This window comes from Virgibacillus aidingensis (genome assembly GCF_010994035.1).
In the GTDB taxonomy this organism is placed as follows: Bacteria; Bacillota; Bacilli; order Bacillales; family Amphibacillaceae; genus Virgibacillus_N.
In genome coordinates this window covers 80264-107233 of record NZ_WIXN01000002.1, presented here as the reverse complement: position 1 = coordinate 107233, position 26970 = coordinate 80264, and the positions used below count along the sequence as shown (strand labels likewise).

The following is a 26970-nucleotide window of genomic DNA, read 5'->3' as shown; positions in this document are numbered from 1 at the left end:
TAAGTATGAAGGGGAAAAAGGGAAATTTTATAGTCTCCCAGGAAAACTGGACCCTCCATCGTAAAGGATATCAAGATCAGAAGAGGCATATGGATAAAGTGAAAGAGGCGATTCACAGGAACCTGCCGGATTTAGTCAGTGAGGAAAATATCATCATGTCTAATGGCCGGGATGTTATTAAGATTCCGATCCGCTCCCTGGATGAATATAAAATCCGTTACAATTACGATAAGTCCAAGCATGTAGGACAGGGAGAGGGAGACAGTCAGATTGGAGATGTCGTCGCCCGGGCACCCGAGAAAGGAAAGCCGGGAGATGGCCGGGGGAAAAAAGCCGGCGACCAGCCCGGTCAGGATTATTATGAAGCGGAAGTGTCGCTGGAAGAATTGGAAGAAGCGTTTTTTTCGGAAATGGAGCTGCCCAATCTGGAGCAAAAAGAACAAGCGGAAGTAACAACTGAAAAAATAGAATTTAATGATGTGCGTAAAAAAGGACTTATGGGAAATATTGATAAAAAAAGAACGATATTAACCGCGATTAAACGTAATGCAAGAGAAGGTAAAACAGGCATTCATCCGATTTATAATGATGACCTCCGGTTTAAAACATGGAATGAGGAGGTCAAGCCGGAATCCAAAGCAGTGGTGCTTGCCATGATGGATACAAGTGCCTCCATGGGGATGTTCGAAAAATATATTGCAAGAAGTTTCTTTTTCTGGATGACCCGGTTTCTCCGCTCCAAATATGAATCGGTGGAAATAGAGTTTATTGCCCACCATACTGAAGCTAAAGTGGTGTCAGAGGAAGCATTTTTCTCAAGGGGGGAAAGCGGCGGAACACTTTGTTCATCCGCATACAAAAAAGCATTGGAACTCATTGATAAAAAATATCATCCTTCACGCTATAACATTTATCCCTTTCACTTTTCGGATGGGGAAAACATCACTTCCGACAATCCGAAATGTATAGATCTGGTCCATGAAATCATGGAGTTATCAAACATGTTTGGCTATGGCGAAGTAAATGGGTTCAGCAGGAAATCAACATTAATGCGGGCATTTGAAACGATAGAGTCTCCCAAATTCCGCCATTATATTATCAAAGAAAAAAATGAAGTATATCATGCATTGAAAAACTTTTTCAGAAAAGAGGCTGCAGCGGTATAATAAGGGGAATAGGTGTTTACAAATTTTGAATGATGGGTGCACTTATACAGCATTCATTTTGAAATGAAGGCCATCGTGTACAGGAGTACAATTGTTCCTGTATCAGCGGTGGCCTTTAATCTCCGTCCACCTCAATTGTATATATAGCCCGGTCGGTAATGAGCGCAAAACGAGTACCGTCAAATTGATATAACGATGAATCCTCCAGCGGTATTTCGTATAAGGATGATGGCAAAGGCTGCTTTTCCTCCCGTTCATTTTCAATTAATCCTGTACCATTTAACTGCAGTGCATGTTTAGGCACATAATCATCTATTCTTCTCGTATTGGTTTCATAGGAGACATTCGATAGCTCCATTACCGTTTCATCATAATCATCCAGCTCCTGCTTGGCTATTTTTACCGTTTTCCCATTCCACTGTTTGATTAAATTATTAAATTCCTCGATTGATAAATATTGTTCACGCACAAAACATCCCTCCTGTAATTTAACCTGCCCGGAAAAAGGGGAAAACATACCGCCCCGGATCAGGTAATAAATCCATGTTTGATTCATAGGTTATAGAAAGTATTTGCATTTCTGTGATGAAATTTTAATTATATAGAGGGAGGTTTTTCATTGAGTGAGACGAAGGAGCTTTACCGTGCCATTGATGAAATAACGGAAATTGCCTCGGGGCTGGGACTTGATTTTTATCCGATGCGGTACGAAATCTGCCCTGCGGATATTATTTATACATTTGGTGCTTATGGTATGCCAACAAGATTTTCCCATTGGAGTTTTGGAAAACAGTTTCATAAAATGAAGCTGCAATACGATTTGGGTCTCAGCCAGATATATGAACTTGTCATTAATTCAGATCCTTGCTACGCATTTTTGCTGGATACGAACAGTCTGATTCAAAATAAGCTGATTGTGGCACACGTGCTTGCCCACTGTGATTTTTTCAAAAATAATGTTCGTTTCTCCAACACGAGAAGGGACATGGTGGAAAGCATGACGGCAACAGCAGAGCGCATCAGTTATTATGAAATGATACACGGGAAGAAGGAGGTTGAAAGCTTCCTTGATGCTGTGCTGGCCATACAGGAACACATTGATCCGTCCATCGTTCGGCCCAAATTGCCATCCTATGATATAGAAGCGGAGGAGGAAGAGCCAACTTCCCAGGCAAAAGGACCATATGATGATTTATGGGATTTGGATGAAAAGCCGCCAGAGCCAAGGCGGACAAAAAAACGAAAAAAGTTCCCTCCAAAGCCGGAGAAGGACCTCCTTCTGTTCATAGAAGAGTACAGCAGAGAACTGGAAAATTGGCAGCGGGATATTATTACGATGATGCGCGAGGAAATGCAATACTTTTGGCCGCAGCTGGAAACGAAAATCATGAATGAAGGCTGGGCAACCTACTGGCACCAGCGGATATTAAGGGAAATGGATTTAACTTCTGAAGAAACGATAGAGTATGCCACATTAAACGCCGGCGTGATTCAGCCTTCCAAACAGCAAATGAATCCCTACTATTTGGGTTTGAAGATGTTTGAGGATATTGAGAAGCGTTACAATAATCCGACGGAAAAAATGAAGGAACTTGGCATCCGACCTGGATCGGGCAGAAAAAAAATGTTTGAAGTGAGGGAAATTGAGTCAGATATTTCCTTTATCCGCAACTATTTGACGAAAGAATTTGTGCAGAAAGAGGATATGTATTTATTTGAGAGAAAAGGCAGCACGTATCAAATTACGGACAAAGAATTTGAGAATGTTCGTGATGAACTTGTTTCCATGAGAATTAATGGCGGATTTCCTTATATTACGGTGGAAAATGGAGATTACCTGCGCAATGGTGAGCTTTATTTAGTGCACAGCTATGAAGGAACAGAGCTGGATATCAATTATCTGGAACATGTACTCCCATATATTTATCAGCTATGGGGGAGAAATGTTTACATGGAAACGTATGTGGATGAGAAGAAGGTTGTTTATTCGTATGATGGCAAGAAGGTGTATCGGAGGCAGATGTAAATACAATGGAATTGGAATAAACTTTTTCCCTTTTGGATTGTGCATTGTCCAAAAGGGTTTTTGCAGGTATAATAAATTTTAGAATTATTCCGTTAATTGGCTGTGAAATGATAAGAATTAAAAGGAAGAGTGTATGAAGTATTTGATTAAAAATAAATATGAGGAAGGTTTTGAAAAAATGCCACATGCTAAAACAGTGCTATTAAATCAATTATTGGCAAATGCGAATGACCGAAGCTGGTATCTTTCTTTTCAAGAGTCTGTAGAAGGAGTTACTGAAGAAGAAGCGATTTGGAAACCGGACCCGGAAAGTCATAGTATTGCAGAAATAGTACAACATCTCATTCATTGGAATAAAATTTGGCAAACAAGATATGAAATGTCCGATTTTGATGCTGCGAACACATGGGAAGACAACGCAAAAACTTTTCATATTACGCAAGATATTCAATTTACAGATCTAAAAAAAGAATTGCTGGATATCCTTTTGAATTGGCAGACCTTGATTACAGACGAACAAAGCTTAAACGAAAAAGTTCAAGGTTTTCCCGTGGAAGCTGAATGGTGGGCATTGATTGGAAATGCAGCCACACACAATGCATACCATATTGGTCAAATTGTGTATTTAAGGAAAATGACAAAATAAACGCTATATAACATCCAGGCGTCTTTATTTTCCAAATCAAATTGTATTGACTATCAGCTTCAGATTTACTTAACACACAATATCTGATGCCTGGCAAAGGGAAAATGTGCAAATGGAGGGATCATGGTGGGAGATGAGAAGCTGATGGAAAGGGCTGTGGAAATTGCACAAAAAAGTGCAATGAACGATGGCGGCCCTTTTGGAGCGGTTATAGTAAAAGACGGGGAGATCATTGGAGTTGGCCGCAATGAAGTAACAGCAGCAAACGACCCTACTGCCCATGCTGAAATTCAGGCTATTCGCAATGCATGCCAGTCATTAAAAAGCTTTCAATTAACAGGATGTGATATTTATACGAGCTGTGAACCATGTCCCATGTGCCTCAGTGCAATTTATTGGGCCAGACCGAGGGCAGTGTACTATGCAGCTACAAAAACAGAGGCAGCTGAAGTCGGCTTTGATGATCAATTTATATATGAACAAATCGCGCTTCCTTTTGAGAGCCGCAGCATTAAAATGACCCAGATTTGCCCGGATAACTATGATCAGCCATTCCAAACCTGGAAAACATCCGCTCATAAAACGGAATATTAAAGAAAGGAAATATGACAGAGGAAATAAAAAAGGCATGTATCGTGGGAATTTTTAGTTAAATGTAACAATTTGATTAAAAATGGAAAAAGATATAGACATATAATAAAAACATGATAAAATTTCATTAAGAAGACTGAGGTGACAGAATATGAAGCTTTTGATGCGAAAAATAGCCGTAATGATGGTTGCAATCATGACCTTTGGCTTTTATGTGCCGCCGGGTTTGCATACGGATGTGGAGGCAGAGGATAATAAAAATGAACTTTCCCATTCCGATGTAAATACAGAAACAGAAACTGCCTCTGTTTTAGAGGTTCTGGAAGTCCATGATCCGGAAGTAACAGCGCGTGAAGAAGATCCGCTTTTTCTCCTGACAGATCAGGCTAAAGAGCAGACCCTCATGAAACTGGGCCCAAGAATCACCAGTCAGCTTGATGAAAATTTTATGGATACTATTTTACTTAACATAGAAGATACATTGGAAAGTCTTATTGCGGAAATGCCGGAGGAAGAATATGCTTACTTAAATATAACGGAATCCCCTGCAGATGGATTTGGAGAGAAGATTTTTCATATTTACAATGCGCGGACAAATGAAGACCTCATCCGTTTTCATGTACGCCGGGATCACCGCCCGTGGGAAGGATACTGGTTTAATTTTCATTACCATATAAATGACGATAATTTTGAAGGTCATCATGAGATTGGGGAAATATTCTGGGATAAAAATATGCCGCCGAAGTGGATGGCGTAAAAATGCCGTGCAGCGTACAAACGCTGCATGGCATTTTTTTGTAGAAATCATTCTCGCATGGGATGGAAGATATGCCGGTTAGCAGGTTTGGGATTGCCGGGTGGCTTTTCTATTTGAGGCAAGTATTAGGGAAATGGGCAATTTCAGTTATGAGCTGATTATTTGATCGACTTCTTCCAGCACCTCACCAATTTGCCTTCCATTAATAATCAGATCTGCATACGCGTCGAGTTCTGTCTTCTCCCGGTTAATAATTACCAGCCTGGCACCGTTTTCTTTGGCAATCAGCGGAAACTGATTGGCCGGTGTCACGGTCAAAGACGAACCGAGCACAATGAATAAATCGCATTTTCCCGTCTCTTCCAAAGCAAAGCGGAAAGCTTCTTCCGGCAAAGACTCGCCAAATAATACGACAGACGGCCGTAAAGTGCCCCCGCATACACATTCGTACCTTTCTTCCATATATGATTCCTTGCCATATACCTTTCCGCAGTTTTGGCAGTGCAGTTCCTGTAATGTGCCATGCAATTGGGCAACATTTTTTGACCCTGCTTCCTGGTGAAAGCCGTCCACGTTTTGCGTAATGATGGATTTGATTTTCCCTTTCTTCCCCCATTTTGCCAGGATCTCATGGCCTTTATGTGGTTTATAATCGGTAATTGCGGCTACTCGGGTGCGATAAAACTGAATAAATTCATCCACATGCTTATTTAAAGCTTCTGTTGATGCCAGTCTCGTCGGATCCAAATTGTTCCATAACCCATTATTTTTAGAACGGAAGTCGGGCAATCCACTTTCGGTAGACATTCCTGCACCGGTAAAAACAACTGTGTAATGAGAAGTTTGCAGCCATTCGCTGAGCATTTTTCTTCCTCCTGAAATTCATTTTTCTGTGTTCGTGTCCCTATTTATGCAAGTTTTGCATAGTATAAATAGAGCTATTGCAATAAGGGGTGTAATTATGGGGTTATATATTAATCATAACAGCCATCAAGGCATTTTTAAAAATAAAGAGGATATTTCTGCACCGAATCAAGGTTTTTTTATACGAAATCATATGGAAGAAATGATAAAGGCACAGGAAAAAGTGAATGCATCGATGGAAAAAGCGATTGCAAATATGAATGCATATCAAAAACAGCAGGACGGGATCCAGCAAGGAAAATGGTTAGAAATGCAGGAGCATTTACAGCGTCTCCTCGATATGAATACAAAACATGAGCAAGTGGAAGGGCATGTAATGAAACAGCTACTCATGTTAGATGAAAAAAACGAATTGCTATCAAATATGATAAAGGAAAATACTTCTGATGAGAATAACAAAATGAAGCAAATGCATGCGTCACAGCAGGAAATACTAAGTAAGCTGAAAGGGTACGAAACAGAAGCTCAAAGACTGATTGGAAAAATAGACGAACAGGCACTGCTGCACCAACAGCTGGCGAAAAGGGTTAGCGAACAGGAGAACAGCCAGGGCGAAATGCTGGACCGAATGGAAAACCAGGAAGCACTCACACAGAAAATGCTCCGGCAATTCGATCATTTCCGTTCCTCGCTGTTTGAGCGAACAGCCTTTCTTGCTGAAAAAATTGAGGAAAGCGCCAAATTCACTTCTGCTTACATGACAAAATTACTATCCGGAAAAGATCAGTCATCAGAATTATTTAAGCAGTGAAGCAGTCGTCCCGAAATGTGGATATGATGCACGCTTCCGGGATCAGAGAGAGAGTACGCGATTATGCCGGGAAATCAAAATGAAGTACCATAGAGCGTATCCTTGGTACTTCATATCACAGAAGTGATCATAAACCGATACTGTAATATATCACTTTCTTGAAAACTAAAAATAACATACGGCAAAGAGATTCTAAGAGATGCCATTCTATAGACTGTGCTGCCAGCCCTCGGGAATATCGAAAAGCGCTGCCGAAATCAAAACTGAAGGTCCCATTTTAAGAAAAAGTAAGTTTGTTCCTTTACGTATCCAATTCTCCGTTGTTCCGCACTGTTGCTTACACCGCCCATGTAATAACCGGAGTTTCTCCGGCTGATTACATTAAGGACTATCTCAGCCCATCAGCGTAAGGACGGGGAATCTGTCTCTCTGTCTGCTAATTTGGATATTCATTGGGGTTCACTTCATATAATCCATTTAATTCCACCGTCTGTTCATCATCCATTTGGTCCAGCGGGAATACGGTAGCCATATCTTTTTCGGCATGAACTTCCTGAATATAAACTGGGATCCCGCGATAGGAGACTTGAATCATTTCGATGGCATCCACTATTTCCTGAGCCCGTTGTTTTTCCATTAGGCATTCCCTCTTTTCGTTTCCAGCAGGTTTTCCAGCTGCACATCAAATTCGTTTTCCGGCTGGTCCAGCGGAAAAATACGTGCTGAATTTGATTGTTCATGTACATGCTGGATGTAAACTTGCTGTCCGTTATACGTTACCTGCTTCATATCGGGTGATTGGGCAATTTCTTCTGCGCGATGTCTGTCCAATCCGGACGCCTCCTTTATTACCTTAATGCCGTTTGTTTGGCAGTTTTTTTGCAGGGTCATTATGTCCCTGACGTTCTTTATTTTGTTTGTCTTTTCGCTTATTTTCTTTAAATTCCTGAACGAATTCTCTTGTATTATCCATGAAAACCCTCCTTTACAGGCAGCGTGCCCCAATTAAATTTGCATTAATGTAACAGCGTACCTGTTTCTATAATTTATCCAAAATGATATAAAACATGTATGAAAATCCTTTTTCCTTTCATCTGCAAATTACTTTTATAATTTACGCAATTCCTTTATGATAAAGCTAATATACCTATAAATATAGGGGAGAAGCTGAAGCAGTGGATCTCTTCCCAATCAGGAGGAAGTAAAGCGTGACTATCGCAATCATTGCATTACTGTTTGTGTCATTATTTTTTTCGGGCAGTGAAACAGCTCTGACAGCAACAAATAAAATGAAGCTGGAAACAAGAGCAAGGAATAAGGATAAAAAATCGAAAAAGCTGTTAAACCTTGTTTCCAAACCGGAACAGTTTATTACATCCATTCTTATCGGAAATAATATTGCAAACATTTTACTCCCAACATTGGTAACAATGGTTGCCATTGACTATGGATGGAATGTTGCGGTGGCATCGGCAATATTAACGATAGTAATTATTGTGTTTGCCGAGGTAATCCCAAAATCTATTGCAGCAGCATTCCCTGATCGGATTGCTTATGTGATATATCCGGTTATTCGATTTGTTATTCTGATTTTAAAACCGATTACATTTTTACTGAATGTGATTACTAACTTCATTGTTCGTGTTCTCTCCAAAGGCGAGCAGACAGAGGCTTCTGTTTCCCGGGATGAAATCCGGGCGATGGTTGATATTGCAAGAACAGAGGGGATTTTTAAGAAAGAAGAATCTCACCGGATTAAAGGAGTATTGGAATTTCAGGACTTAAATGTAAAAGATGCATTGAAAACCCCCCGTGTAGATATTATGGGCTTGCCGCAAACTGCGGACTTTGAAGAAGTGCGCAATATTGCCATCGAGAATCCATTTACAAGATATCCTATCTATGACGAAAATATTGATACCATTGTTGGTGTGTTTCATTCGAAATACTTGCTTTCCTGGTCGATAGAACCGGAAAGAACACTGGAAAGCTATAGTGACATGGATCCGCTCATCGTTTTTGAGTTTCATTCGATTGAGTGGGTGTTCCGCAAAATGATGCAGGAGAAAAAACATATGGCAATTGTACTGGATGAATATGGAGGTACAGAGGGTATCATCACACATGAGGATATCATTGAAGCACTTCTGGGTCTGGAAATAGAAGATGAAATGGACGATGCAAATGAAGCACTGGTGGAAAATGTAACAGATACGGAAATAATCTGCCATGGAAAAATACCGCTTAACCGGTTGAATACAATTTTCCACACACAGATCCCTGAAGAGGAGGATGTGCTCAGCGGCTATTTGCTGAAGGAATTTAACTATTTTCCCGAGGAAGGGGAAACAATTAAAAAAGATGGTCTTGTTTTCACCATATTGAATACAGAAGAAAGAACGTTAAGCCGAGTGCAAATTAAGAAAGAGGAGAAAACAATCTCAGCCGATTAGCGGCAGGAGATATGACAGGAGGAATTAAATGGGGTTAATTGCCAAGCAGCCTTATGTAAAAGTGGAACGGAAAATGAGCAGTATTGAGCAATGGGATGAAGAAGAAGAGCGGATGATCTACCTGTACGATGAAAAAGTAGTTACGAAGCGCAGGGAATTTCCAATTAAGGACGTACTTGATGTGTCATACAAAGAAGTAGCGGGCAAAGGCGGCATTCTTTACTTGCATACATTAAAAGGCGTATTTCCCTATACAGTGAAAGCATCACCAAAGCCTTTTATTGATGCATTTAAAACCCAAATTAAGGAGAAGGGGAAAAGTCTATAAAAAAATGACATGGTGTCACAAAAAACTGTTGACATACGACACAGTGTCATTTATCATTTAAGTATGACATTATGTCATTTGCAGTAAGTAATGGAGGTCAGCAATGCCAAAGCAAACGTTTTTTAACTTACCCGAGGATAAGAAGACAATCCTGCTTGATGCAGTGGAAAAGGAGTTTTCCAGGGTTCCGCTGTTCGAGGCATCCGTCGCAAACATGGTACAGGATGCAGGGATTCCAAGGGGGAGTTTTTATCAATACTTTGACAACAAAGAAGATGCTTTTTTTATTTGTTAAAAGAGCATACAAAACAACGGCAGGAACACTTTACTTTGCTCTTGAAGCAGCATGGCGGGGACTTGTTTAAAGCCATGGCGGGGATGTTTCAAGATATAATTTCCGATGCCCCTGATAAAAAGAATCTGCCCTTTTTGAAGAATGCCCTTCTAAATATGACACATAAAGTGGAACACACTTTTGCGGGCATGTTCAGCAGCAGCATGATGGATGATTCGCTGGATAAGATCAGCCCATTAATTAATAAAAAATACTTGAATATCTCCGAAGATAAGGAGTTATTCTATGTTATGCAAATCCTTACCTCCGTTACCATTCGTAATTTCATCGAGAAGTTTTCCAGGGATTTAACCGATGAGGAAGCAATAAATAACTATACATCTGAACTGACGCTGTTGAAATATGGGCTGTACCGAAAGACAGAAGAGTAAAGTTTAGAGAATAGAAGAGGTGGTTATTTCTCCGCTTTTTTAAAAAAGAAGTATGTGAAAAAAGTACAATGAAAATGAAAGAGACGAGGTATGATACATGACAGTAACGTTATATGGAACCCCATGCTCATCGACAAGGAAAGCCAAAGATTGGCTGGATAATCACGGAATCAGTTTTGTGGAAAGAAATATCCTGAGGCAGCCGTTAACCATTGGAGAGCTTCATTCCATTCTTCGGATGACTTTGGAAGGGACGGATGAAATTATCGCAACACGATCCAAAGTGTATAAGGATCTTAATATGGATCTGGACTCACTTCCGCTTAAGGAACTACTCAACATTATACAACAACACCCCAGTCTTATGCGCAGTCCCATTATTATTGATGAAAAGCGTATTCAGGTAGGTTATCATGAAGATGATATCCGCCAATTCGTTCCAAGAAAAACGCGGAAACATCAGTTTCTTCAGTGGCAGCTGAATAATGTTCAAATTGCCAAAGGGTAGGCATTCATAGAAGTGCTGCTCAGGTTAAGGCCTGCCGGGAGCAGGTCTTTTTAACAAATCGTAACTTACTTTTTATAACTATATGATAAAAAATAATCAATTTCTATTGCAAATTATATTTCAAGGTGTTAGAATAAATATTGTTTAAATAGATATGAATTCAAAAATAATGAATTCATTATAAATATAACGCCAGGAGGAATTTTCATATGTTAAAGATAGGAATTGTTTTAGGAAGTGTACGTCAAGGCCGCAACGGGGAAGCTGTTGCAAACTGGATGTATGATTTTGCAACAAAACGCAATGATCAGGACGTATCCTATGAGCTCGTCGACCTTGCTGATTATAAATTACCAATGCTGGGAGAGGCATTGCCGGAGGATGAACAGTCAAAAGCAGAGCAAATCATTCAGGCATGGTCAGAGAAAATGAACAGTTTTGACGGCTATATTTTTATAGCGCCGGAATACAATCACGCAGTCGGCGGTGCACTGAAAAACGCACTTGACCACTTAAAACCGGAAGTTGCCAATAAAGCAGCAGGCTTCGTAGGCTATGGCAGCCTTGGCGGTACACGTGCCCATGAAAATCTTCGTTTGATTTTTGGGGAACTTCAGGTTGCGGATGTGCAAACAGCAGTGACATTCTCACTGATGACAGACTTTGTTGATTTTACCGAGTTCAAACCTGCTGATTATCATGCAGCAAATGCAAATGGCATGCTGGACCAGGTAATTGCCTGGAGCCAGGCATTGAAAACAGTAAGAAAAGAGAAAGTAACTAACTAAAATCAGAGTGAATAAAAAAAGATGCGGTGTCAGGGGGATAAACGCTCCTGACACCGCATCTTTTTTTACTCAAATACTGTAACGGATAAAGTCCATCGTTTTGGGGAGCTTGAAACCTTAAATTAATTACCATCTATGTCCTGCCGGCAGTTATTTCCCCGTTATGCATATTGACGGTTGAGGAAATGCTGTACCACCGTCACAAATGCTTAGGCCTCCAATCATCTTCTCATCTTCCATTAAATGCAATTCACCATTGCAAATTCCGAAAATTTATTATATAGTATATTCAACAAGGTTGAATAGTGATAAACGTCATTGAATATAATTGTTATAAGGTAGAACAAAAAGGGAATAAGAAATGGGAAGCAAGTTATTGGTGCGGAAAATAAATAGATGACATTTCTGTAACAAAAGTGCTGAAAGCGCATTCAATATAATAGGAGATGTTGCTGAAGCGGTGGTTCGCAATAAAACTCCGGGGAGGGATAACTATGGGACGTTGGCCGGAATTTGTTCAAATTAAAGAAGTTGGCCCAAGGGATGGTTTGCAGAATGAGAAGAAGCGGATTTCAACAGCAGACAAAGTAAATTGGATTAATATGCTTTCTGAGTCCGGTGTGAGAGAAATTGAATACTCTTCTTTTGTTCATCCGAAATGGATACCGCAGCTTGCTGATGCCCATGAAGCAGGAAGAAAAATCAAACGGAATCCCGAAGTGCGTTATTCTGCGCTCGTGCCTAATATGAAGGGGCTTGAACTGGCTTTGGAAACCGGTATTGACGGGGCTTCCGTATTTATGTCGGCAAGTGAGGCGCACAATAAAAAGAATATAAACAAGTCCATTGATGATACATTTCCGGTTTTGGGCGAAGTGATCCGGGAAGCAAAGAAAGCAGGAAAGCATGTCACCGGCTATGTATCGACTGTCTTTGATTGTCCGTATGAAGGAAGGATTTCACCTGATGCAGTCATTCGCGTAAGTGACCAGCTGCTGGAATGCGGTGTAGATGACCTGTCATTCGGAGATACGATCGGTACTGCTGTCCCTTCACAGGTGGAAGAGCTGCTTGAAGCTGTGGTGAATCGTTATTCCAAAGACCGGATCATCATGCATTTTCATGATACTAGAGGCATGGCAATTGCCAATATCATGACGTCCATGGCATACGGTATCACAAGGTTTGACAGTGCTGTCGGCGGACTTGGCGGATGCCCGTACGCTCCCGGTGCCGCAGGAAACGTGGCTACCAACGACATTTTATACCTTATGCACGGCCTTGGAATAAAAACAGGAATATGTGAGAAAAAACTTCAGGAAGCAGCACTTTATATTCAAAATAAACTGGGAAAAGATTTGCCGAGTAAATCAGTTGCATATGCTGCAGCACAGCAATAATAAAGAATACTATTAAAATATGGATTAATGTGAACAACTCCTGGAAACGCTCGATTTTAATTTAATGTATGGGTTTACAATAAAAAAATAATTATGTATAATAAATTCAAAGTTAATAAATAAGCTAATGAGTAGATGAGGAATAGCTTTTTTACAGAGTGATGGAAATCAATCTGTAATTGAGCTATTTTTTTTATTGCTCTCAATACTATCTATTTTCTGATCCAACGTATAATGAAAGGGTTCTCTTTACTTATTGGAAAAAGGGAGGGTTAGGTCAAAGCTATGAGAGGTGAATGAATTAAAAGTAAATTTTTAAAGAGGCTGAGACAGAACTCTGAGTAGACATTGAAAAGACGAACAATCTACCATATTAGCTCCGGAAATATACGTAGACTCCAGCGGGAGCAAAGGCATCGGTAGACCCCGCAGTGCATCAGCACGAGGAGGCTTACCGATGCCCGCGGCAAAGCAGACAACGAGAGAACGACCAAAAGGAGTTTGAACGGATGTCGCACTTGTGCCAATGGTGAAAGCGTAGTATATTTCCGGAGAGCGGGTTCTAAGCTTAGTGTATAAGGATGTTCGGGTTCTTGTTTACTAAAATTTTTTTCCCAGCCCTCTATAGCGGTGCCAGTATGGGGATTAAAATTGGAACAGGATTTGGCAGTGCGTTTATAGGTTGGGGATTAGCCCTTGGAGGATATGTAGGTGGACAAGCAGTCCAAGCTGACAGTGCGTTATTTACGATAAACGTGCTATTCATTCACCTTCCTATCATTTTAAGTATCTTAATGATCATCCTTTTATTCCTGTTTAAATTGGATAAGCAATATCCTCAAATACTAAGAGAGTTGAAAGAGAGAAATGCAAGTGTATAAAGGGGGAGGTGAAAAAGTGGGAAATAAGTACATCCTTGCCATTGATCAAGGAACGACAAGTTCGCGGGCAATATTGTTTGACGGTGAAGGGGAAGTTGTTCACACGGTACAAAGGGAGTTTACCCAGCATTTCCCCAAGCCCGGATGGGTTGAACATGATGCAAATGAGATTTGGGGCTCTGTTCTTGCTGTCATTGCCGGTTTATTTACCGAAGTGGAGATTAGCCCTGAAGAAATTGCAGGGATTGGGATTACAAATCAGCGGGAAACAACGGTCGTGTGGGATAAGCATACTGGCCGTCCAATTTATCATGCTATTGTATGGCAATCCCGGCAAACGGCTTCGATTTGTGAACAACTGCGTGAAGAGGGGCATAATGAAACATTTAAGAAGAAAACGGGTCTTTTGCTTGATCCATATTTCTCTGGCACAAAAGTGAAGTGGATTCTTGATAACGTAGAAGGCGCCCGCGAAAAAGCAGAAAACGGTGACCTATTGTTCGGAACCATTGATACATGGCTGATTTGGAAACTAAGCGGCGGTGCGGCACATGTAACGGACTATACGAATGCCGGACGCACGCTGATGTTTAACATCCACAACCTGGAATGGGACGAGGAACTGCTCGATATTTTAGGCGTTCCGAAACAGATGTTGCCTGAGGTAAAATCCTCTTCGGAAGTGTATGCGGAAACCGTTGAATATCATTTCTTCGGCTCGAAAGTTCCTATTGCAGGTGTGGCTGGAGATCAGCATGCTGCATTATTTGGCCAAGCGTGCTTTGAAGAGGGGATGGTAAAAAACACGTACGGAACCGGGTGTTTTATCTTAATGAACACCGGAGAAAAAGCGGTGACGTCCGAAAATGGCTTGTTAACGACAATTGCCTGGGGACTTGATGGCAAAGTGGAATATGCATTGGAAGGTAGTATATTCGTAGCTGGCTCCGCGGTGCAATGGCTGCGGGACGGCCTGAAAATAATTGAACAATCGTCGGATAGTGAGGCCTTTGCCGCACGAGTAACATCATCAGACGGCGTTTATGTTGTGCCTGCCTTCGTTGGTTTAGGAGCACCATATTGGGATAGCGCTGCACGTGGAGCTATGTTTGGCATTACAAGAGGAACAGAGCGGGAGCATATCGTACGGGCGACGCTTGAATCTTTAGCTTACCAAACGAAAGATGTCATGGGGGCAATGAAAAAAGACGCAGGTATTCCATTCAAAAAACTGCGTGCTGACGGCGGCGCTGTTGGAAATGAGTTCCTTATGCAATTTCAAAGCAATATCCTTGATGTCCCGGTTGAACGGCCGACCGTGAAAGAAACGACTGCGCTGGGTGCCGCTTACTTAGCCGGTTTAGCTGTAGGGGTTTGGGACAGTAAAGATGAAATTGCGGAAAAATGGAAAATGGAACGATCGTTTGAACCAAAGATGGATGAATCAGTGCGGAATCAATTATATCACGGCTGGAAGAAAGCAGTGGAAGCAACGATGGGATTTAAGCCTGAGTAGATCGTATTCATTTCGCTTTACAATAAAAGTTATTTGCCGTATACTAAAGACAAGTTGATAAACATGATCGGAGTTATTGAGTAGATCACAGCAAACAAACGGCGGGCTGACATGCCGTTTGGGAGTCTGTGATCTTTTTTTGTATTAATTTTGACAGGAGGAATTGATTTGACTTCTTCAGCATACTCACGGGAAATTGTATTAGATAAAATGACGCAATTAAACCTTGATTTATTGATTATAGGAGGAGGGATCACAGGGGCAGGTATTGCGCTTGATGCCCAAACCCGCGGTATTGACACAGGACTGATTGAAATGCAGGATTTTGCTGCCGGGACCTCGAGTCGTTCCACGAAGCTTGTGCACGGTGGTTTAAGATATCTGAAAAATTTGGAGTTTAAAATGGTGGCTGAAGTCGGAAGAGAGCGTGCAATCGTTTACGAGAATGCACCACATGTGACAACACCGGTACGAATGATGTTACCCTTCTACAAAGGAGGGACATTTGGTTCGTTTACAACCTCAATAGGACTATCCATATATGACCGTCTTGCCGGCGTGAAAAAAGCGGAACGCCGCACAATGCTGGGTGCAAAAGAAACCAGGAAAAAAGAACCGATTTTAGCCGGTAAAAATCTCCGCGGCGCAGGGATGTATGTGGAATATCGCACCGATGATGCCCGCTTGACGCTTGAAGTAGCGAAAACTGCGGCAGAGAAGGGGGCACTCCTTGCAAACTATGTTAAAGCAGAATCGTTCATTTATGATAACGGCAAAGTGATCGGTGTCGTAGCCCGTGACATGATCACAGATAAAGCGATTAATATATATGCAAAGAAGATCGTTAACGCGACTGGCCCATGGGTTGATCATTTGCGGGAACAGGATCGCTCGAAAACCGGGAAAACCATTCTCTTATCCAAAGGTGTCCACGTTGTTTTATCCAAGAAGCGTTTACCGCTCCAGCAAGCGGTTTATTTTGATACACCCTTTAAGGACGGGCGGATGATGTTTGCTATTCCGCGTGGGGACAAAGTGTACGTGGGAACGACCGAAAGCAATTATGATGGTGACCCGCGGGAACCGGGAGTGACCGCTGATGACATTGATTATATTGTAAAAGCAACAAACGCAATGTTTCCCGGTTATCATATTGCGGCGGATGACGTCGAATCAAGCTGGTCAGGATTACGGCCGCTCATCCATGAGGAAGGAAAGGACCCAACAGACATTTCCCGCAAGGATGAAATCTTTCATTCGGCTAGCGGGTTAATGACGATCGCCGGGGGGAAATTAACCGGCTATCGAAAAATGGCGGATTCCATTGTCACGATAGTAGCTCAGGAATTGGAAAAGGAAACTGGGATAAAATATAAAAATTGCCAAACGAAAAATCTTGTATTATCCGGTGGCGATGTTGGAGGTTCCCAGGAACTCAAATCTTTTAACGAGACGTTCGTACGTGCAGGTATGAAACTTGGTTTAGACGGGAAAACTTCAAGGGAATTAGTGGAACGTTACGGTTCTAACGTATCTCAAGTATTTACGTACCTTGATGATGAAGAGGCAGAGCGATTTCAACTTCCGAAAGCAGTTTGGGCGTCGCTTCGTTACGCTCTGGAATACGAGATGGCTTTAACACCGGTAGATTTTTTGCTCCGCCGTACATCATACATGTTGTTTGATATCGATAAGGCACGGGAAAATAAAAATGCCGTAGTTGAAGCGATGTCTGAGAAGCTTCACTGGTCAGAAGAGGAAAAAACAAAGCGTATCGCTGAACTTAATGATATGTGGAAAATAATGATACCTGATCAATGATGGAGTGTGATGAAGTGTTTAATGGACAAACAATAATCCCGGCCGTAAAAAACATGCAGGATTTTGAGAAAGTCCTGGAAAGAGATGAGAAGTTTTTTGTCGCCCTTGAGCTTCATATATCCCAACTTGGGAGTGTGCGAAAGTACGCAAGAAAAGCGGATAAGAAAATGATCCTCCATGCAGATTTAGTTCAAGGTTTGAAAAATGATCGTTATGCTGCTGAATTTTTATCACAAACAATTAAACCTGCAGGTATTATTTCTACGCGAGTGGATATGCTCAAAACGGCTAAAAAGAACAATATAATGGCGATACAGCGACTGTTTCTGCTTGATACGATCGCCCTTCATACGAGTTTGCAGCTTGCACGTACGATTAAACCGGATGTAATTGAACTTCTTCCGGGAATCATACCTTCTTATATCCGGAAAGTGCATGAAGAAACAGGAATTGACATTATTGCAGGTGGATTAATTGAAACAGAACATGATGTTAAGCAAGCGATTGATGCAGGAGCCAAAGCAGTTACAACGTCACGGCAAGATTTGTGGAAAGCAGTTTAAAACCATTGATATGGTTGAGACTGCTTTTTCCATTGCTTCATAGTAAAATCCAATGCAACAAAAAATTTAAAAGAAAGCCGGCGCCAAGCCGTGTATAGTCAGGCAGTCCATCACAATAGAGAAAAGTTATTGATGTTTATGGAAGCGTCAGTATATGGAAATATTATAATGTAATTTTCCAATCCCGAATAATTTATTGATATTGCCGAAACACCCTTTTCCTTCTGCAATCCTGCTTTTCTGTGATATAATGACTTTTAATCATTTCGGTCAGAAAGGGGAGAGTCCCGCTGGATTTACATAATATTGGCAGAAAAATCAAGCAGGCCAGGCTGGGTAATAAAAAAACCCAGCAGCAAATCGCAGATAAATGCGGTATATCCAAAAGTTTACTGTCAAAAATTGAAAATGGACAGACTGCATCTGCAGTGGCAACATTATCCAAAATCAGTGATGCACTGGGAGTTTCCCTGTCCTGGGTGCTTGACAGCCATCCTGAAACAGACCTTATGCTGCTTCCAAAATCAGAAAGGCAGTTAAAAGTTGGCGATGAAAATATGGGATATTCGTTTGAACTGCTGGCAAACAGGACGAAGTTTTCCAGCATTGAACCAACAATTGTCCACGTAACACCAAAAGATGCAAACTTACGGCATGAACCATATACGCACTCCCAGGACGAGTTTATTTACATATTGGAAGGTGCGATTGAACTGCTTTACAATGATGAGAAACACAAAATGGAAAAAGGGGACACTGCCTATTTTAATGGGAAAAAGACTCACCTCTTCATTCCTGTTGACAACAAAGGCGCCAAGGTCCTTACTATTTTTATCGATACAGATGATTGAAACGGATAACTGCTGTAAAGCCCAACAATGGATACAGCAGTTTTTTTCATGGCCATCACCGTCCCAGCATACTCTTTATGGCAGGAATAGAAAAAATTCGAATGCCCTTCCGCCCCTCCGTTTTCTTTATGGTCATCCTTAATAAGGTTCTCACATTAAATAGTTATCTGCATTTATCAAACTACCTGCCTTAATCCTTATGAATATAACTGCCATATTATCAGCCAGGCAATTAACAGAATGCTGCTGACAGCGGATAGCAGGTATAAATGTAATGAGAAAAACAACAATGGTTTAATCTGAAATCCTCTTCTTCTCCTGAACAGTTACTGTTTTAGGTATTACCTTTCCTTTATTACTAAATCAGTTGAAGTAATTTCTTTTACCTTGCTAATAAAGTTAATCAATTCCTTTACCCAAAAATACCACACCCCCCCATCACCGCTGCTCACTATACAATTTTATTGAATATTATTTTCCTTATTTTAAAAAACATATTGACTTACATACTCAGTATGTATATACTCAGTAAATAGATACTGAGTATGTAAATGTGGAGGCGCTTATGAAATGTTGGATGAACTGATTCTATACCAATGGGAAATTTTTATTACGGCTGAAGTGTTGTCGCTGGCTGCATTAATTCTCTGCGGGGCAGTCAGGTACTTCTTTGGAAAACGCAGGCTCAGCCTGTTGTTCCTGGTGTTTTTTCTGGTGTTATTAATAACTGAGGCGGGATTGGCTATATTGATTTATCAGGAAACAGGGGAGATTTCCAACTTCCTGATTATCATCACCATTTTTGTCATCTATGCATGTACATTTGGAATTTTTGACTTTATGAAGCTGGATCGCTGGATGCGGAAAAAAATTGGAGGCTGGCGCGGGGTTGACCTGCTTTCGGATAAAGACAGAAGGATCATGGCCAGGCAAAAGGATCCCAAATATGTGGCAATGAAATATCGCTGGTCTTCCATGGCACATTTAACAGTATTCAGTGCTGCTCAATTTATTTTTTGGATCTATGGAACCAGCGGCTTGAATGAGATGGCCTCCTATATAACAGATCTTTCATGGATTGGGGCAGAAAATGCAGCAGAAACCCCATATGCCAATGACACTATTTACGGAATCTCCATGGTTTGGGCAATCGTTTTCATTATTGACTTTATTTATTCATGGTCTTTTACCATTTTTCCATCAAAACCGAAAGGATGATTTTTATGATACAGGCAGAAAACGTAACGAAGGAATTTACCGTCGGAAAAGAGGTCACTTCCATTTTAAAAGGGGTCGACCTTACCATTAAAGAGGGAGAATTTGTAGCAATTATGGGGCCGAGCGGATCCGGAAAAAGTACACTTCTGCAGTTGCTTGGCGGTCTGGATGTTCCTACATCCGGCGGAGTGAAACTGGAAGGTACAGCGCTGCAAAAGAAAAATGAAAAGCAGCGAACCATTATCAGACGGAAAAAAATAGGGTTTATATTTCAAAATTATCAGCTTCTGCCAACGTTGACCGTGCTTGAAAATATTGCTTTTCCGCTTCATGCAGATGGGAAAAAAGTCGATCCGAAAGAAATAGAAAAACTGTTGCAGGCAGTTGATTTGGAAGGCTATGAACGCCGGTTTCCGCATGAATTGAGCGGAGGACAGCAGCAGCGTGTAGCCATTGCCCGGGCACTTATTCATCAACCGGCCATCCTGCTTGCAGATGAACCTACAGGAAACCTGGACAGAGAGCGTTCCAGCGACATTTTAGATATCATTTCCAATCTTCACCAGAAACGCGGGCAAACCGTGGTCATGGTGACACACGATATGTTTGCTGCAGGTTATGCAGACAGAATTCTTCTGTTTAAAGACGGCATTATTGAAACAGAGGTGCGAAGAGAGGATGAGGACTATGCGGCATTCCTTACTCGTTTCATGGCGTAATATTACCAGAAACAAAAAGCGATTTTTTCTCACGCTGATTGCCATTATTATTGGTGTGGTTGTTATGACGGGTATGCTGATTGCTAAAGAAACAACATCTGAAACATTGGATTACTATGAAAAATTATATGCAGGAAGCGCAGATTACTGGATTGAAAGCAATAATCATACATTTGAAGAGAACAGGTTGGATTGGCTTCAGGATAGAGAGGAATTTAAGAAAGGAATCAGCACCCTGTTAAAGCAGGGATTTGTGGAAATCGACGGCCTGTCTAAAGCACAATCATCAGTTAGGTTTTCGGGCGTTTCCAGTTTTGATAATGGCTTATTTGAACTGCCGGTAAAAGAAGGAGATGTTACAAAAGAAGGGCTGATTATAACGGAAAATGCCGCAAGCCTTTGGAATAAGGAGTTGGGGGATGACATTACCTTTTCGGATATGGGAACGCTGAAAATAACGGCCATTGTCCATGAGGGATCCATGCTGAGCAGCCCGCAAACACTGGAAGAGGCAAATTATGTGCATTCCCGGGTAATGGTACCGCTTGATGTACTGCAGGAATGGAGCGGGCTGGACGGGCGGATTTCCAGCTATCGTTTTGAAACTGCAGAGGGTCAGAGTGATGAAATCTTTGCCGCCTATCAGGAAGAGCTTGCCGCATCGGATATGTTCGTACAGCAGGTTGTCATTGACGATAGACAAAATAACGATCTGGAGGGATTATACTGGACGTTTGACATTATAGCAATACTATCCGTATTTATTAGTGGGTTTATTGCATTTAATATGATTTACACAAACATCATGGAGCGAAGAAAAGAATTTGCCGTAATGAAAAGTCTAGGCTATACCAATGGTGGAGTATACCGTCTTGTGCTGCAGGAGATAGGACTTCTTGCTATAATCGGTACAGTGATTGCACTTCCTCTGGGTGTTGCATTTGGCGGTTACTTTCAGGAATTATTAATGGGTGCCATCGCCACGCAAAATATTACCTATGAACTGGAAATCTTGTCTCCAATCATAACTGCAGCGGTAATTGGTCTGATATTCCCTTTTGCGGCAGCTGCTTTTCCCGTATACCAAGCTGGTAAAACGCCGGTACTGGAAGCAATGTCCAATCAGTCGGCAGTGAGACAGCGCAGCAGAAAAACAAATATTTTCCGGGTCGTCTTTGGTGTGGTGTTTACAGGAATCGGTCTGATTGATGATGTTATCGCATTTTTATTCTTGTTTCTCGGTCTGGTGCTGCTTTACCCTGTATTTATGAATGGTCTTCAAAAGCTGGTCAGTCCATTATTTAAGCTGCTTTTCCAATACCCCGGGGAACAGGCACTTCGATCTGTGAAACAATTTAAAAACCGGAATGGGAACACCTCGGCGATGCTGGCAATAGGCGTTAGTCTGGCATTGTTTATGAGTGCGGCACTGGAATCATTGCCGGATGGAATGGAAGACGATATTCGAAGCACATTTGGCGGGGATATGATTGTACAAAAAGAAACCCCTTGGCAAGAGGAAGAGGTGGAGGATATAAAAGCCTCAGATGGTACGGAGAATGCTCAGCGTTTTGCTGATATACCTTCTATTACATGGGAAACGAACGATGGAGATGCCAGAGAGTTTTCGATAATGAGTTTTTCCGGTCATGCCCATGAGCAGGACATATTCCGTGTAACAGAAGAGACGGATAAATCCGATACATTACCTGGCCTTTACCTCGGGGAGCGGGCACTGAATGAATGGGATGGTGAAGTCGGTGAAGTGATTACGTTGAACACCCCGGCCGGTGCAAGTGATTTTTATGTAAAAGGCACGGTGCAAACTGCCCATTACACTGGCTATGCGGCATTTGCAGAAGATGCAATGCTGGCATCATCACTAAATTGGCCTGAACCATTTCAATTGGCTATTAGTTTAGATAATGAGGCAAACTCCTTTCAACTGCAAAACTATTTATGGGAAAACTATGGTGACGAGATCTCCAGTATTTCGACAGCTTCGCAAAATGCAGAAGCATCTGTAAGCGCCCTGGAAGGGATGAACGAACTGATGCAGGGTCTCCTGCTGCTTATTATTGCCTTATCAGCAATCGGAATCAGCAACACGCTGCTGATGAATACAATCGAGAGGACAAAGGAACTTGGCGTAATGCGGGCAATTGGATTTACAAAAAGCCAAATCAAACGTATGATTTTAGCAGAGGGACTGATTATTGGACTTACGGGTGTCATCGTTGGAACGGCGTATGGAATTCTGGTAATCTACCTGAATTCCCAATCAGAAATGGCACAGGATTTATTGCGTTTTTCTGTTCCGTGGGTCAGCCTGATTCTGGCTATTTCCAGCGGTATACTATTCAGCCTTGCTGCTTCATGGCTGCCTAGCGCCGCCGCATCACGTGTGAAGGTAAAGGATGCGATATCTTATGACTAAGCGGGGATCATTATGTCTGTAAAACATTCACTACTTGCGTTAATATATGAAAAACCAAGACATGGCTATGAACTGAAAACCGGTTTTGAGGATCTTGTCGAAAGTATGTGGCCATTGAATGCCGGTCAAGTTTATACAACACTTGACCGGCTGGAAAGAGATGAACTCGTTGCGTCTCCCGGTCATGATAAGAAAGATCGCAAATTATATACCATTACCGATCAGGGGAAAGAAGAATTGTGGTCCTGGCTGAAGCAGCCTGTAAGCCGTTCTTTACTAAAGGATGAATTTTATTTCAAATACCTGTGTGCAAGCCATATAGATTATGAGGATAAAGCGCATATGATTCAGATGCAAAAACAAACGATGGTAAAAGACGTACTGCACTTGACGCATTTAAAAAAGGAAATGAATCAATCCGGAAATCAAACGATGAAAATGCTTGTGGAAGGAGCCTTGCTTCATTTGGAGGCGGATATCAAGTGGCTGGATATGATAGCGGGGAAGTAAATGCAGGGATTGAGGTACATGAAATGCCTGCCATGAATGAAGAGCCCGAATGACAGGAAATGAAAGTTGACACGGAAAAGCAGCATGCTTCATTGAATGGATCATCTCTAATGCCCGTTAAGAAAGATCAGTGGTACGATTAGAAAAAGCATGTTTAAAATGTTGTGAAAGACAATGTTAACTAAGCACAGATTGTGTAAGTTATTTAAGTGGTTTGGAAGTGGTTATACTACTTCGATTAGTCAATTTATATGGTCACTTAAGCAGGAGGCGAATATGCGAAAAGCACTTATATTATCCATGTCAATCTTCATCACTTTTTTTCTGCATGCCTGTCAAGGCAACACTACAGAATCAAGTAAAGTGCTCGAGGCTGATTTAACAGGGAGAGAAGAAGCTATACTTTCTACAACAGCAGAACAATCCTTTGTATTTGATTTTCATACGGATGAGGAATTGGAGGAACTCACTGTCTCGGTTGAAAGATATGAATCAGGGGAATTGATTGATGACAAGCTGATTTATTTCTCTGCGGAAATACAGGAGGAAGGCTCCATTATCTTCACGGTTTCCGGAATGAATAGTTCCGGGAATCGGCTTTTTTTACATAGCGGGATCGGCAGCAATAATGTTGTTAGTGTGTCACGCAATACGACGGCGCTTCCGGGTGAAAATGTATCCAGTGTATGGGGAATTAATCCGAATGAAAAAGATCCCGCTAGTGGGGAAATGGTATTGGCAAGCATACTTTACTCCAGTGATGAAGGTGGGATGAGTTCCCTTCCTGACTATTTTTATGAGGATGCAGATGAACATGCAGAGGAGTTGGAGGACTATGATACTGCATTTCTGCTGAAAGCTGAATTTAAGTAAATAGGAAAATAATTGGAAAACGGATGTTTTACATATCTCAAAATCCCAGGGGGGAACAATGTGTTTATTGCAGCCGCTAAGGAAATGTATGATATTGATCATTACACCATGGAAGAATTAGGTCTTGAAGGAAAAATACTAATGGAAAATGCCGGCAGGGCTGTTGCTGAAAGATTGAAATCTATGATAAAGCGTAACGATCGTATTATGGTGGCCATCGGACCAGGAAATAATGGGGGGGACGGTTTTGTTATTGCCAGGACACTAATGGAATCAGCATACAACATAAAAGCAGTACAAGTTGTCCCGGATGAAAAGATTACCGGAGATGCCCGCTATCATAAAGATGTCTGGTTGAATTACGGGGGAGAGGCAGAATTTGTTCTTTCGCAAACAGAACTGGAAAGTGTGCTGCAGAAAACGGATGTTGTGATTGATGCCCTATTAGGAATAGGCGTAAAAGGAGACTTGCGGGAACCGCTGAATGGCATGGTTAAGGCAATCAATGAAGCAGAAGCAAAAGTTTTTTCTGTGGATATTCCAAGTGGCTTGCCTGCAGGGGAAGGAGTTATGGAATTTACTGCTGTAAAAGCAGATGTAACACTAGTCATTGGTGCGCCAAAACTAAGTGCCTTCCTGCAGCATACCGCACACTTTTATGGAGAGTGGTATGCTCTAAACATTGGTTTTCCTCCATTTGTAATGAAAAAATTTACAAGTCGTAAATACTGGGGAATACAGGATGTAATTAGGTCCTTGCCAAAAAGGGGAACTTTCGCTCATAAAGGAAATCATGGACGGGGTCTGGTGATTGGAGGAAGTTCAACTATGCCGGGAGCCATAACGCTTTCATCAAAAGCAGCGCTAAAATCGGGGGCGGGTTTAATAACTGCCGCAACGGTGAAAGCAGCTTTTCCGGCTATTCATGCTCATTCACCGGAAGTCATGTGCCTGCCGCTTTCTGAAAAAGATGGATATATAACAAATAAGTCCGCCATTCCGCTTAACGGATTTGATGCCGTCGCGGTTGGGGTCGGAATGGGGAGAAAAGAAGTAACTGGTGGATTGGTGGCTGAATTACTGGAACAAACCGATGTTCCTCTAATTATCGATGCCGATGGACTATATCATTTAAAATGCCACTTTTCCAAACTGAAGGAAAGAGCACATCCTGCGATTATTACCCCGCACCCCAAAGAAATGGCAACAATTCTGGATATAACTGTGAAGGAATTATTGGAAAAACCCTTTTATTACACAAGCCATTTTGCCGAAACGTATGGAGTTTATGTTATTTTAAAAGGTAAATTTACGATTATCAGCGGTCCTTCGGGAGAGCAGGCCGTGAATGATACAGGAAATCAGGGGCTTGCAAAGGGCGGAACTGGTGATGTTCTTACAGGAGTTGTTCTGGCAATGATCCTGCAAAACAAGGCGATATTCGAAGCATTGTGCAATGCCTGCTACATTCATGGAAAGGCTGCAGATTTGCAAATCGAAAAGAGGCAGACATACTATGACCTCATGGCAAGTGATGTGATCGATGGTATTTCGGATGCATATCAAATCATTTCCGGTCAATAGCTGATGGAATCGTTGAAACAAATTTACCCCAAAATCAGTAAATCATCAGCTGAATAAAATGATATAATGATAGTAAAAAGCAGCTGGCTTAATCATTTGATTTGGGGTGAATCTATGTTTAAATCGGTCTTATTATATACAAATAAATTAAAAGCCATGAAACGTTTTTATGCAAATGTATTGGGGTTGGATATGAAGGGCTCAGGCAGCAAGTATTTCACAGTCAAGGTGGGCGGTACAGATCTTACATTTCAAGAAGCAGAGACTCCTTCCTTTTACCATTTTGCGATCAACATTCCGGGTAATCAGTTCAGCATCATGAAGCAATGGATCAGGGAGAAAGTTCCATTGAACCGAAGCAGGGGGTTAACAGAAATATATTACAAAAGTTTCGGGGCAGATTCCATGTACTTTGAAGATCCTGCAGGCAACTTGGTTGAATTAATTGGCCGCAGAAATCGGGATCTGTTTGGTCCTTTAACGAAGGAAGCATTCTTCAATATCAGTGAAGTCGCCATTATAAGCCCGTATTTATATGATGTAGGAGAAGAACTTCAGGACTCGGGTCTTCCTCTTGTTAAACGGGCTGAAGTAAATCCTGAAAAAGTAAATTTAATTGGAAAAGAAGATGCATACATTATACTTGCACCACCAGGCTGGCAATTCAAATTTTCAAAAAAAGAGGCAGCGACACATCCGCTAGCAATAACCCTAAAGGATGGAATACATTTTAGAATCGATAAAGAAGGGCGAATGAAAATCTCTGAAGAAGAACAGGATTAGCAGATAACCTGCCTGGAAGCTGAAATCATATAACGAAAGACATGAAAAATGGCCCGCATTTTTTAAAGATGGGCTTTTTGTTTTGCATAAAACAGGAGATAAGTCCTGTTATCCATTCGCAAAATAGCACTTTTTTACCTTAGTAAAAGC

30 protein-coding genes are annotated in these 26970 nt (G+C 41.5%); 25 read left to right on the top strand and 5 right to left on the bottom strand.

The genetic code is table 11. The features are described from left to right. The first annotated feature begins 5 nt into the window (after positions 1–5). Positions 6–1166: a sporulation protein YhbH gene (gene yhbH / locus GHD25_RS02435; protein ID WP_164214759.1), complete on the top strand. Its 1161-nt coding sequence runs from the start codon at positions 6–8 to the stop codon at positions 1164–1166. Between the two features lie 115 nt (positions 1167–1281). On the opposite strand, the gene GHD25_RS02430 is transcribed toward yhbH, so the two are convergent. Next, on the bottom strand, positions 1282–1635 hold the full coding sequence (locus GHD25_RS02430) for a hypothetical protein (protein WP_164214758.1): 354 nt from the start codon (positions 1633–1635) through the stop codon (positions 1282–1284). Positions 1636–1785: 150 nt separating this feature from the next. Here GHD25_RS02430 and GHD25_RS02425 point away from each other — a divergent pair, with 150 nt between their 5' ends. From GHD25_RS02425 to GHD25_RS02410, 4 genes are all read left to right on the top strand, one after another. Further along, on the top strand, positions 1786–3192 hold the full coding sequence (locus GHD25_RS02425) for a SpoVR family protein (RefSeq protein WP_164214757.1): 1407 nt from the start codon (positions 1786–1788) through the stop codon (positions 3190–3192). 178 nt (positions 3193–3370) lie between these two features. Continuing rightward, positions 3371–3838: a DinB family protein gene (locus tag GHD25_RS02420; RefSeq protein WP_164214891.1), complete on the top strand. Its 468-nt coding sequence runs from the start codon at positions 3371–3373 to the stop codon at positions 3836–3838. A gap of 126 nt (positions 3839–3964) precedes the next feature. Further along, positions 3965–4432, top strand: coding sequence for a nucleoside deaminase (locus tag GHD25_RS02415; protein ID WP_462943515.1), 468 nt, complete (start codon positions 3965–3967; stop codon positions 4430–4432). A 148-nt stretch (positions 4433–4580) separates the two neighbouring features. Further along, positions 4581–5186, top strand: coding sequence for a YpjP family protein (locus GHD25_RS02410; protein ID WP_164214755.1), 606 nt, complete (start codon positions 4581–4583; stop codon positions 5184–5186). A 147-nt stretch (positions 5187–5333) separates the two neighbouring features. On the opposite strand, the gene GHD25_RS02405 is transcribed toward GHD25_RS02410, so the two are convergent. After that, positions 5334–6050 (bottom strand): NAD-dependent protein deacylase, encoded by a 717-nt coding sequence (locus GHD25_RS02405; RefSeq protein ID WP_164214754.1) that lies wholly within the window; start codon positions 6048–6050, stop codon positions 5334–5336. Between the two features lie 97 nt (positions 6051–6147). Here GHD25_RS02405 and GHD25_RS02400 point away from each other — a divergent pair, with 97 nt between their 5' ends. Next, positions 6148–6861 carry a hypothetical protein gene (locus tag GHD25_RS02400; RefSeq protein WP_164214753.1) on the top strand — a complete coding sequence of 238 codons (714 nt, stop codon included), beginning with the start codon at positions 6148–6150 and terminating at the stop codon, positions 6859–6861. 436 nt (positions 6862–7297) lie between these two features. Here GHD25_RS02400 and GHD25_RS02395 read toward each other — a convergent pair whose 3' ends face one another. From GHD25_RS02395 to GHD25_RS02385, 3 genes are read right to left on the bottom strand one after another with little or no spacing between them, the layout of a single operon-like run. Further along, positions 7298–7498 carry an H-type small acid-soluble spore protein gene (locus tag GHD25_RS02395; RefSeq protein ID WP_164214752.1) on the bottom strand — a complete coding sequence of 67 codons (201 nt, stop codon included), beginning with the start codon at positions 7496–7498 and terminating at the stop codon, positions 7298–7300. Continuing rightward, the gene (locus GHD25_RS02390) at positions 7498–7692 is read right to left on the bottom strand and encodes an H-type small acid-soluble spore protein (RefSeq protein WP_164214751.1); all 195 of its coding nucleotides are present in this window, start codon (positions 7690–7692) and stop codon (positions 7498–7500) included. Before GHD25_RS02390 ends, GHD25_RS02395 begins: the two co-directional genes overlap by 1 nt. A 22-nt stretch (positions 7693–7714) precedes the next feature. Further along, entirely contained in the window at positions 7715–7834 is a 120-nt protein-coding gene (locus GHD25_RS02385; protein ID WP_164214750.1) for a DUF4023 family protein, read from the bottom strand. Positions 7835–8069: 235 nt separating this feature from the next. Here GHD25_RS02385 and GHD25_RS02380 point away from each other — a divergent pair, with 235 nt between their 5' ends. The 19 genes from GHD25_RS02380 (at position 8070) to GHD25_RS02295 (ending at position 26820) form a co-directional block, all read left to right on the top strand. Further along, entirely contained in the window at positions 8070–9314 is a 1245-nt protein-coding gene (locus GHD25_RS02380) for a hemolysin family protein (RefSeq protein WP_164214749.1), read from the top strand. A 28-nt stretch (positions 9315–9342) separates the two neighbouring features. Continuing rightward, on the top strand, positions 9343–9642 hold the full coding sequence (locus tag GHD25_RS02375) for a hypothetical protein (protein WP_164214748.1): 300 nt from the start codon (positions 9343–9345) through the stop codon (positions 9640–9642). A gap of 103 nt (positions 9643–9745) precedes the next feature. Next, positions 9746–9937, top strand: a complete 192-nt coding sequence (locus GHD25_RS19880; RefSeq protein WP_240452190.1) for a TetR/AcrR family transcriptional regulator — start codon at positions 9746–9748, stop codon at positions 9935–9937. Beyond that, positions 9931–10368: a hypothetical protein gene (locus tag GHD25_RS02370; RefSeq protein WP_240452189.1), complete on the top strand. Its 438-nt coding sequence runs from the start codon at positions 9931–9933 to the stop codon at positions 10366–10368. The genes GHD25_RS19880 and GHD25_RS02370 overlap by 7 nt, the downstream gene beginning before the upstream one ends. A 97-nt stretch (positions 10369–10465) precedes the next feature. Further along, entirely contained in the window at positions 10466–10876 is a 411-nt protein-coding gene (gene spx, locus GHD25_RS02365; protein WP_164214747.1) for a transcriptional regulator Spx, read from the top strand. A gap of 209 nt (positions 10877–11085) precedes the next feature. Beyond that, entirely contained in the window at positions 11086–11664 is a 579-nt protein-coding gene (locus GHD25_RS02360; RefSeq protein WP_164214746.1) for an NADPH-dependent FMN reductase, read from the top strand. 494 nt (positions 11665–12158) lie between these two features. Further along, complete coding sequence (locus GHD25_RS02355) at positions 12159–13064, top strand: hydroxymethylglutaryl-CoA lyase (protein WP_164214745.1); 906 nt, start codon at positions 12159–12161, stop codon at positions 13062–13064. 593 nt (positions 13065–13657) lie between these two features. Continuing rightward, positions 13658–13945 (top strand): MFS transporter, encoded by a 288-nt coding sequence (locus GHD25_RS02350; RefSeq protein WP_164214744.1) that lies wholly within the window; start codon positions 13658–13660, stop codon positions 13943–13945. Further along, on the top strand, positions 13932–15461 hold the full coding sequence (gene glpK / locus GHD25_RS02345) for a glycerol kinase GlpK (protein WP_164214743.1): 1530 nt from the start codon (positions 13932–13934) through the stop codon (positions 15459–15461). Before GHD25_RS02350 ends, glpK begins: the two co-directional genes overlap by 14 nt. Before the next feature lie 210 nt (positions 15462–15671). Further along, positions 15672–17282, top strand: coding sequence for a glycerol-3-phosphate dehydrogenase/oxidase (locus GHD25_RS02340; RefSeq protein ID WP_164214890.1), 1611 nt, complete (start codon positions 15672–15674; stop codon positions 17280–17282). A gap of 14 nt (positions 17283–17296) precedes the next feature. Then, positions 17297–17845: a glycerol-3-phosphate responsive antiterminator gene (locus tag GHD25_RS02335; protein WP_276207785.1), complete on the top strand. Its 549-nt coding sequence runs from the start codon at positions 17297–17299 to the stop codon at positions 17843–17845. A gap of 260 nt (positions 17846–18105) precedes the next feature. After that, positions 18106–18696: a helix-turn-helix domain-containing protein gene (locus GHD25_RS02330; RefSeq protein WP_346426768.1), complete on the top strand. Its 591-nt coding sequence runs from the start codon at positions 18106–18108 to the stop codon at positions 18694–18696. A 570-nt stretch (positions 18697–19266) separates the two neighbouring features. Continuing rightward, on the top strand, positions 19267–19914 hold the full coding sequence (locus GHD25_RS02325) for a hypothetical protein (protein WP_164214742.1): 648 nt from the start codon (positions 19267–19269) through the stop codon (positions 19912–19914). Positions 19915–19919: 5 nt separating this feature from the next. Continuing rightward, complete coding sequence (locus GHD25_RS02320; protein WP_164214741.1) at positions 19920–20633, top strand: ABC transporter ATP-binding protein; 714 nt, start codon at positions 19920–19922, stop codon at positions 20631–20633. Then, on the top strand, positions 20602–23070 hold the full coding sequence (locus GHD25_RS02315; protein ID WP_164214740.1) for an ABC transporter permease: 2469 nt from the start codon (positions 20602–20604) through the stop codon (positions 23068–23070). The genes GHD25_RS02320 and GHD25_RS02315 overlap by 32 nt, the downstream gene beginning before the upstream one ends. 12 nt (positions 23071–23082) lie before the next feature. Then, a complete protein-coding gene (locus GHD25_RS02310; RefSeq protein WP_164214739.1) occupies positions 23083–23580 on the top strand; it encodes a PadR family transcriptional regulator in 498 nt (165 codons plus the stop codon). A gap of 276 nt (positions 23581–23856) precedes the next feature. After that, positions 23857–24453, top strand: coding sequence for a hypothetical protein (locus tag GHD25_RS02305; RefSeq protein WP_164214738.1), 597 nt, complete (start codon positions 23857–23859; stop codon positions 24451–24453). A gap of 60 nt (positions 24454–24513) precedes the next feature. Continuing rightward, entirely contained in the window at positions 24514–26037 is a 1524-nt protein-coding gene (locus GHD25_RS02300; protein WP_164214737.1) for an NAD(P)H-hydrate dehydratase, read from the top strand. A gap of 114 nt (positions 26038–26151) precedes the next feature. Continuing rightward, the gene (locus GHD25_RS02295; RefSeq protein ID WP_164214736.1) at positions 26152–26820 is read left to right on the top strand and encodes a hypothetical protein; all 669 of its coding nucleotides are present in this window, start codon (positions 26152–26154) and stop codon (positions 26818–26820) included. The last annotated feature ends 150 nt before the right edge of the window (positions 26821–26970 follow it).

Bases quoted from the DNA above. Each gene is read 5' to 3' on its own strand.
- yhbH (WP_164214759.1), top strand. From the start codon at position 6: ATGAAGGGGAAAAAGGGAAATTTTATAGTCTCCCAGGAAAACTGGACC.
- GHD25_RS02420 (WP_164214891.1), top strand. From the start codon at position 3,371: ATGCCACATGCTAAAACAGTGCTATTAAATCAATTATTGGCAAATGCG.
- GHD25_RS02410 (WP_164214755.1), top strand. From the start codon at position 4,581: ATGAAGCTTTTGATGCGAAAAATAGCCGTAATGATGGTTGCAATCATG.
- GHD25_RS02405 (WP_164214754.1), bottom strand. From the start codon at position 6,050: ATGCTCAGCGAATGGCTGCAAACTTCTCATTACACAGTTGTTTTTACC.
- GHD25_RS02400 (WP_164214753.1), top strand. From the start codon at position 6,148: ATGGGGTTATATATTAATCATAACAGCCATCAAGGCATTTTTAAAAAT.
- GHD25_RS02395 (WP_164214752.1), bottom strand. From the start codon at position 7,498: ATGGAAAAACAACGGGCTCAGGAAATAGTGGATGCCATCGAAATGATT.
- GHD25_RS02385 (WP_164214750.1), bottom strand. From the start codon at position 7,834: ATGGATAATACAAGAGAATTCGTTCAGGAATTTAAAGAAAATAAGCGA.
- GHD25_RS02375 (WP_164214748.1), top strand. From the start codon at position 9,343: ATGGGGTTAATTGCCAAGCAGCCTTATGTAAAAGTGGAACGGAAAATG.
- GHD25_RS19880 (WP_240452190.1), top strand. From the start codon at position 9,746: ATGCCAAAGCAAACGTTTTTTAACTTACCCGAGGATAAGAAGACAATC.
- spx (WP_164214747.1), top strand. From the start codon at position 10,466: ATGACAGTAACGTTATATGGAACCCCATGCTCATCGACAAGGAAAGCC.
- GHD25_RS02360 (WP_164214746.1), top strand. From the start codon at position 11,086: ATGTTAAAGATAGGAATTGTTTTAGGAAGTGTACGTCAAGGCCGCAAC.
- GHD25_RS02355 (WP_164214745.1), top strand. From the start codon at position 12,159: ATGGGACGTTGGCCGGAATTTGTTCAAATTAAAGAAGTTGGCCCAAGG.
- glpK (WP_164214743.1), top strand. From the start codon at position 13,932: ATGCAAGTGTATAAAGGGGGAGGTGAAAAAGTGGGAAATAAGTACATC.
- GHD25_RS02340 (WP_164214890.1), top strand. From the start codon at position 15,672: ATGACGCAATTAAACCTTGATTTATTGATTATAGGAGGAGGGATCACA.
- GHD25_RS02325 (WP_164214742.1), top strand. From the start codon at position 19,267: ATGTTGGATGAACTGATTCTATACCAATGGGAAATTTTTATTACGGCT.
- GHD25_RS02320 (WP_164214741.1), top strand. From the start codon at position 19,920: ATGATACAGGCAGAAAACGTAACGAAGGAATTTACCGTCGGAAAAGAG.
- GHD25_RS02315 (WP_164214740.1), top strand. From the start codon at position 20,602: ATGCGGCATTCCTTACTCGTTTCATGGCGTAATATTACCAGAAACAAA.
- GHD25_RS02310 (WP_164214739.1), top strand. From the start codon at position 23,083: ATGTCTGTAAAACATTCACTACTTGCGTTAATATATGAAAAACCAAGA.
- GHD25_RS02305 (WP_164214738.1), top strand. From the start codon at position 23,857: ATGCGAAAAGCACTTATATTATCCATGTCAATCTTCATCACTTTTTTT.
- GHD25_RS02295 (WP_164214736.1), top strand. From the start codon at position 26,152: ATGTTTAAATCGGTCTTATTATATACAAATAAATTAAAAGCCATGAAA.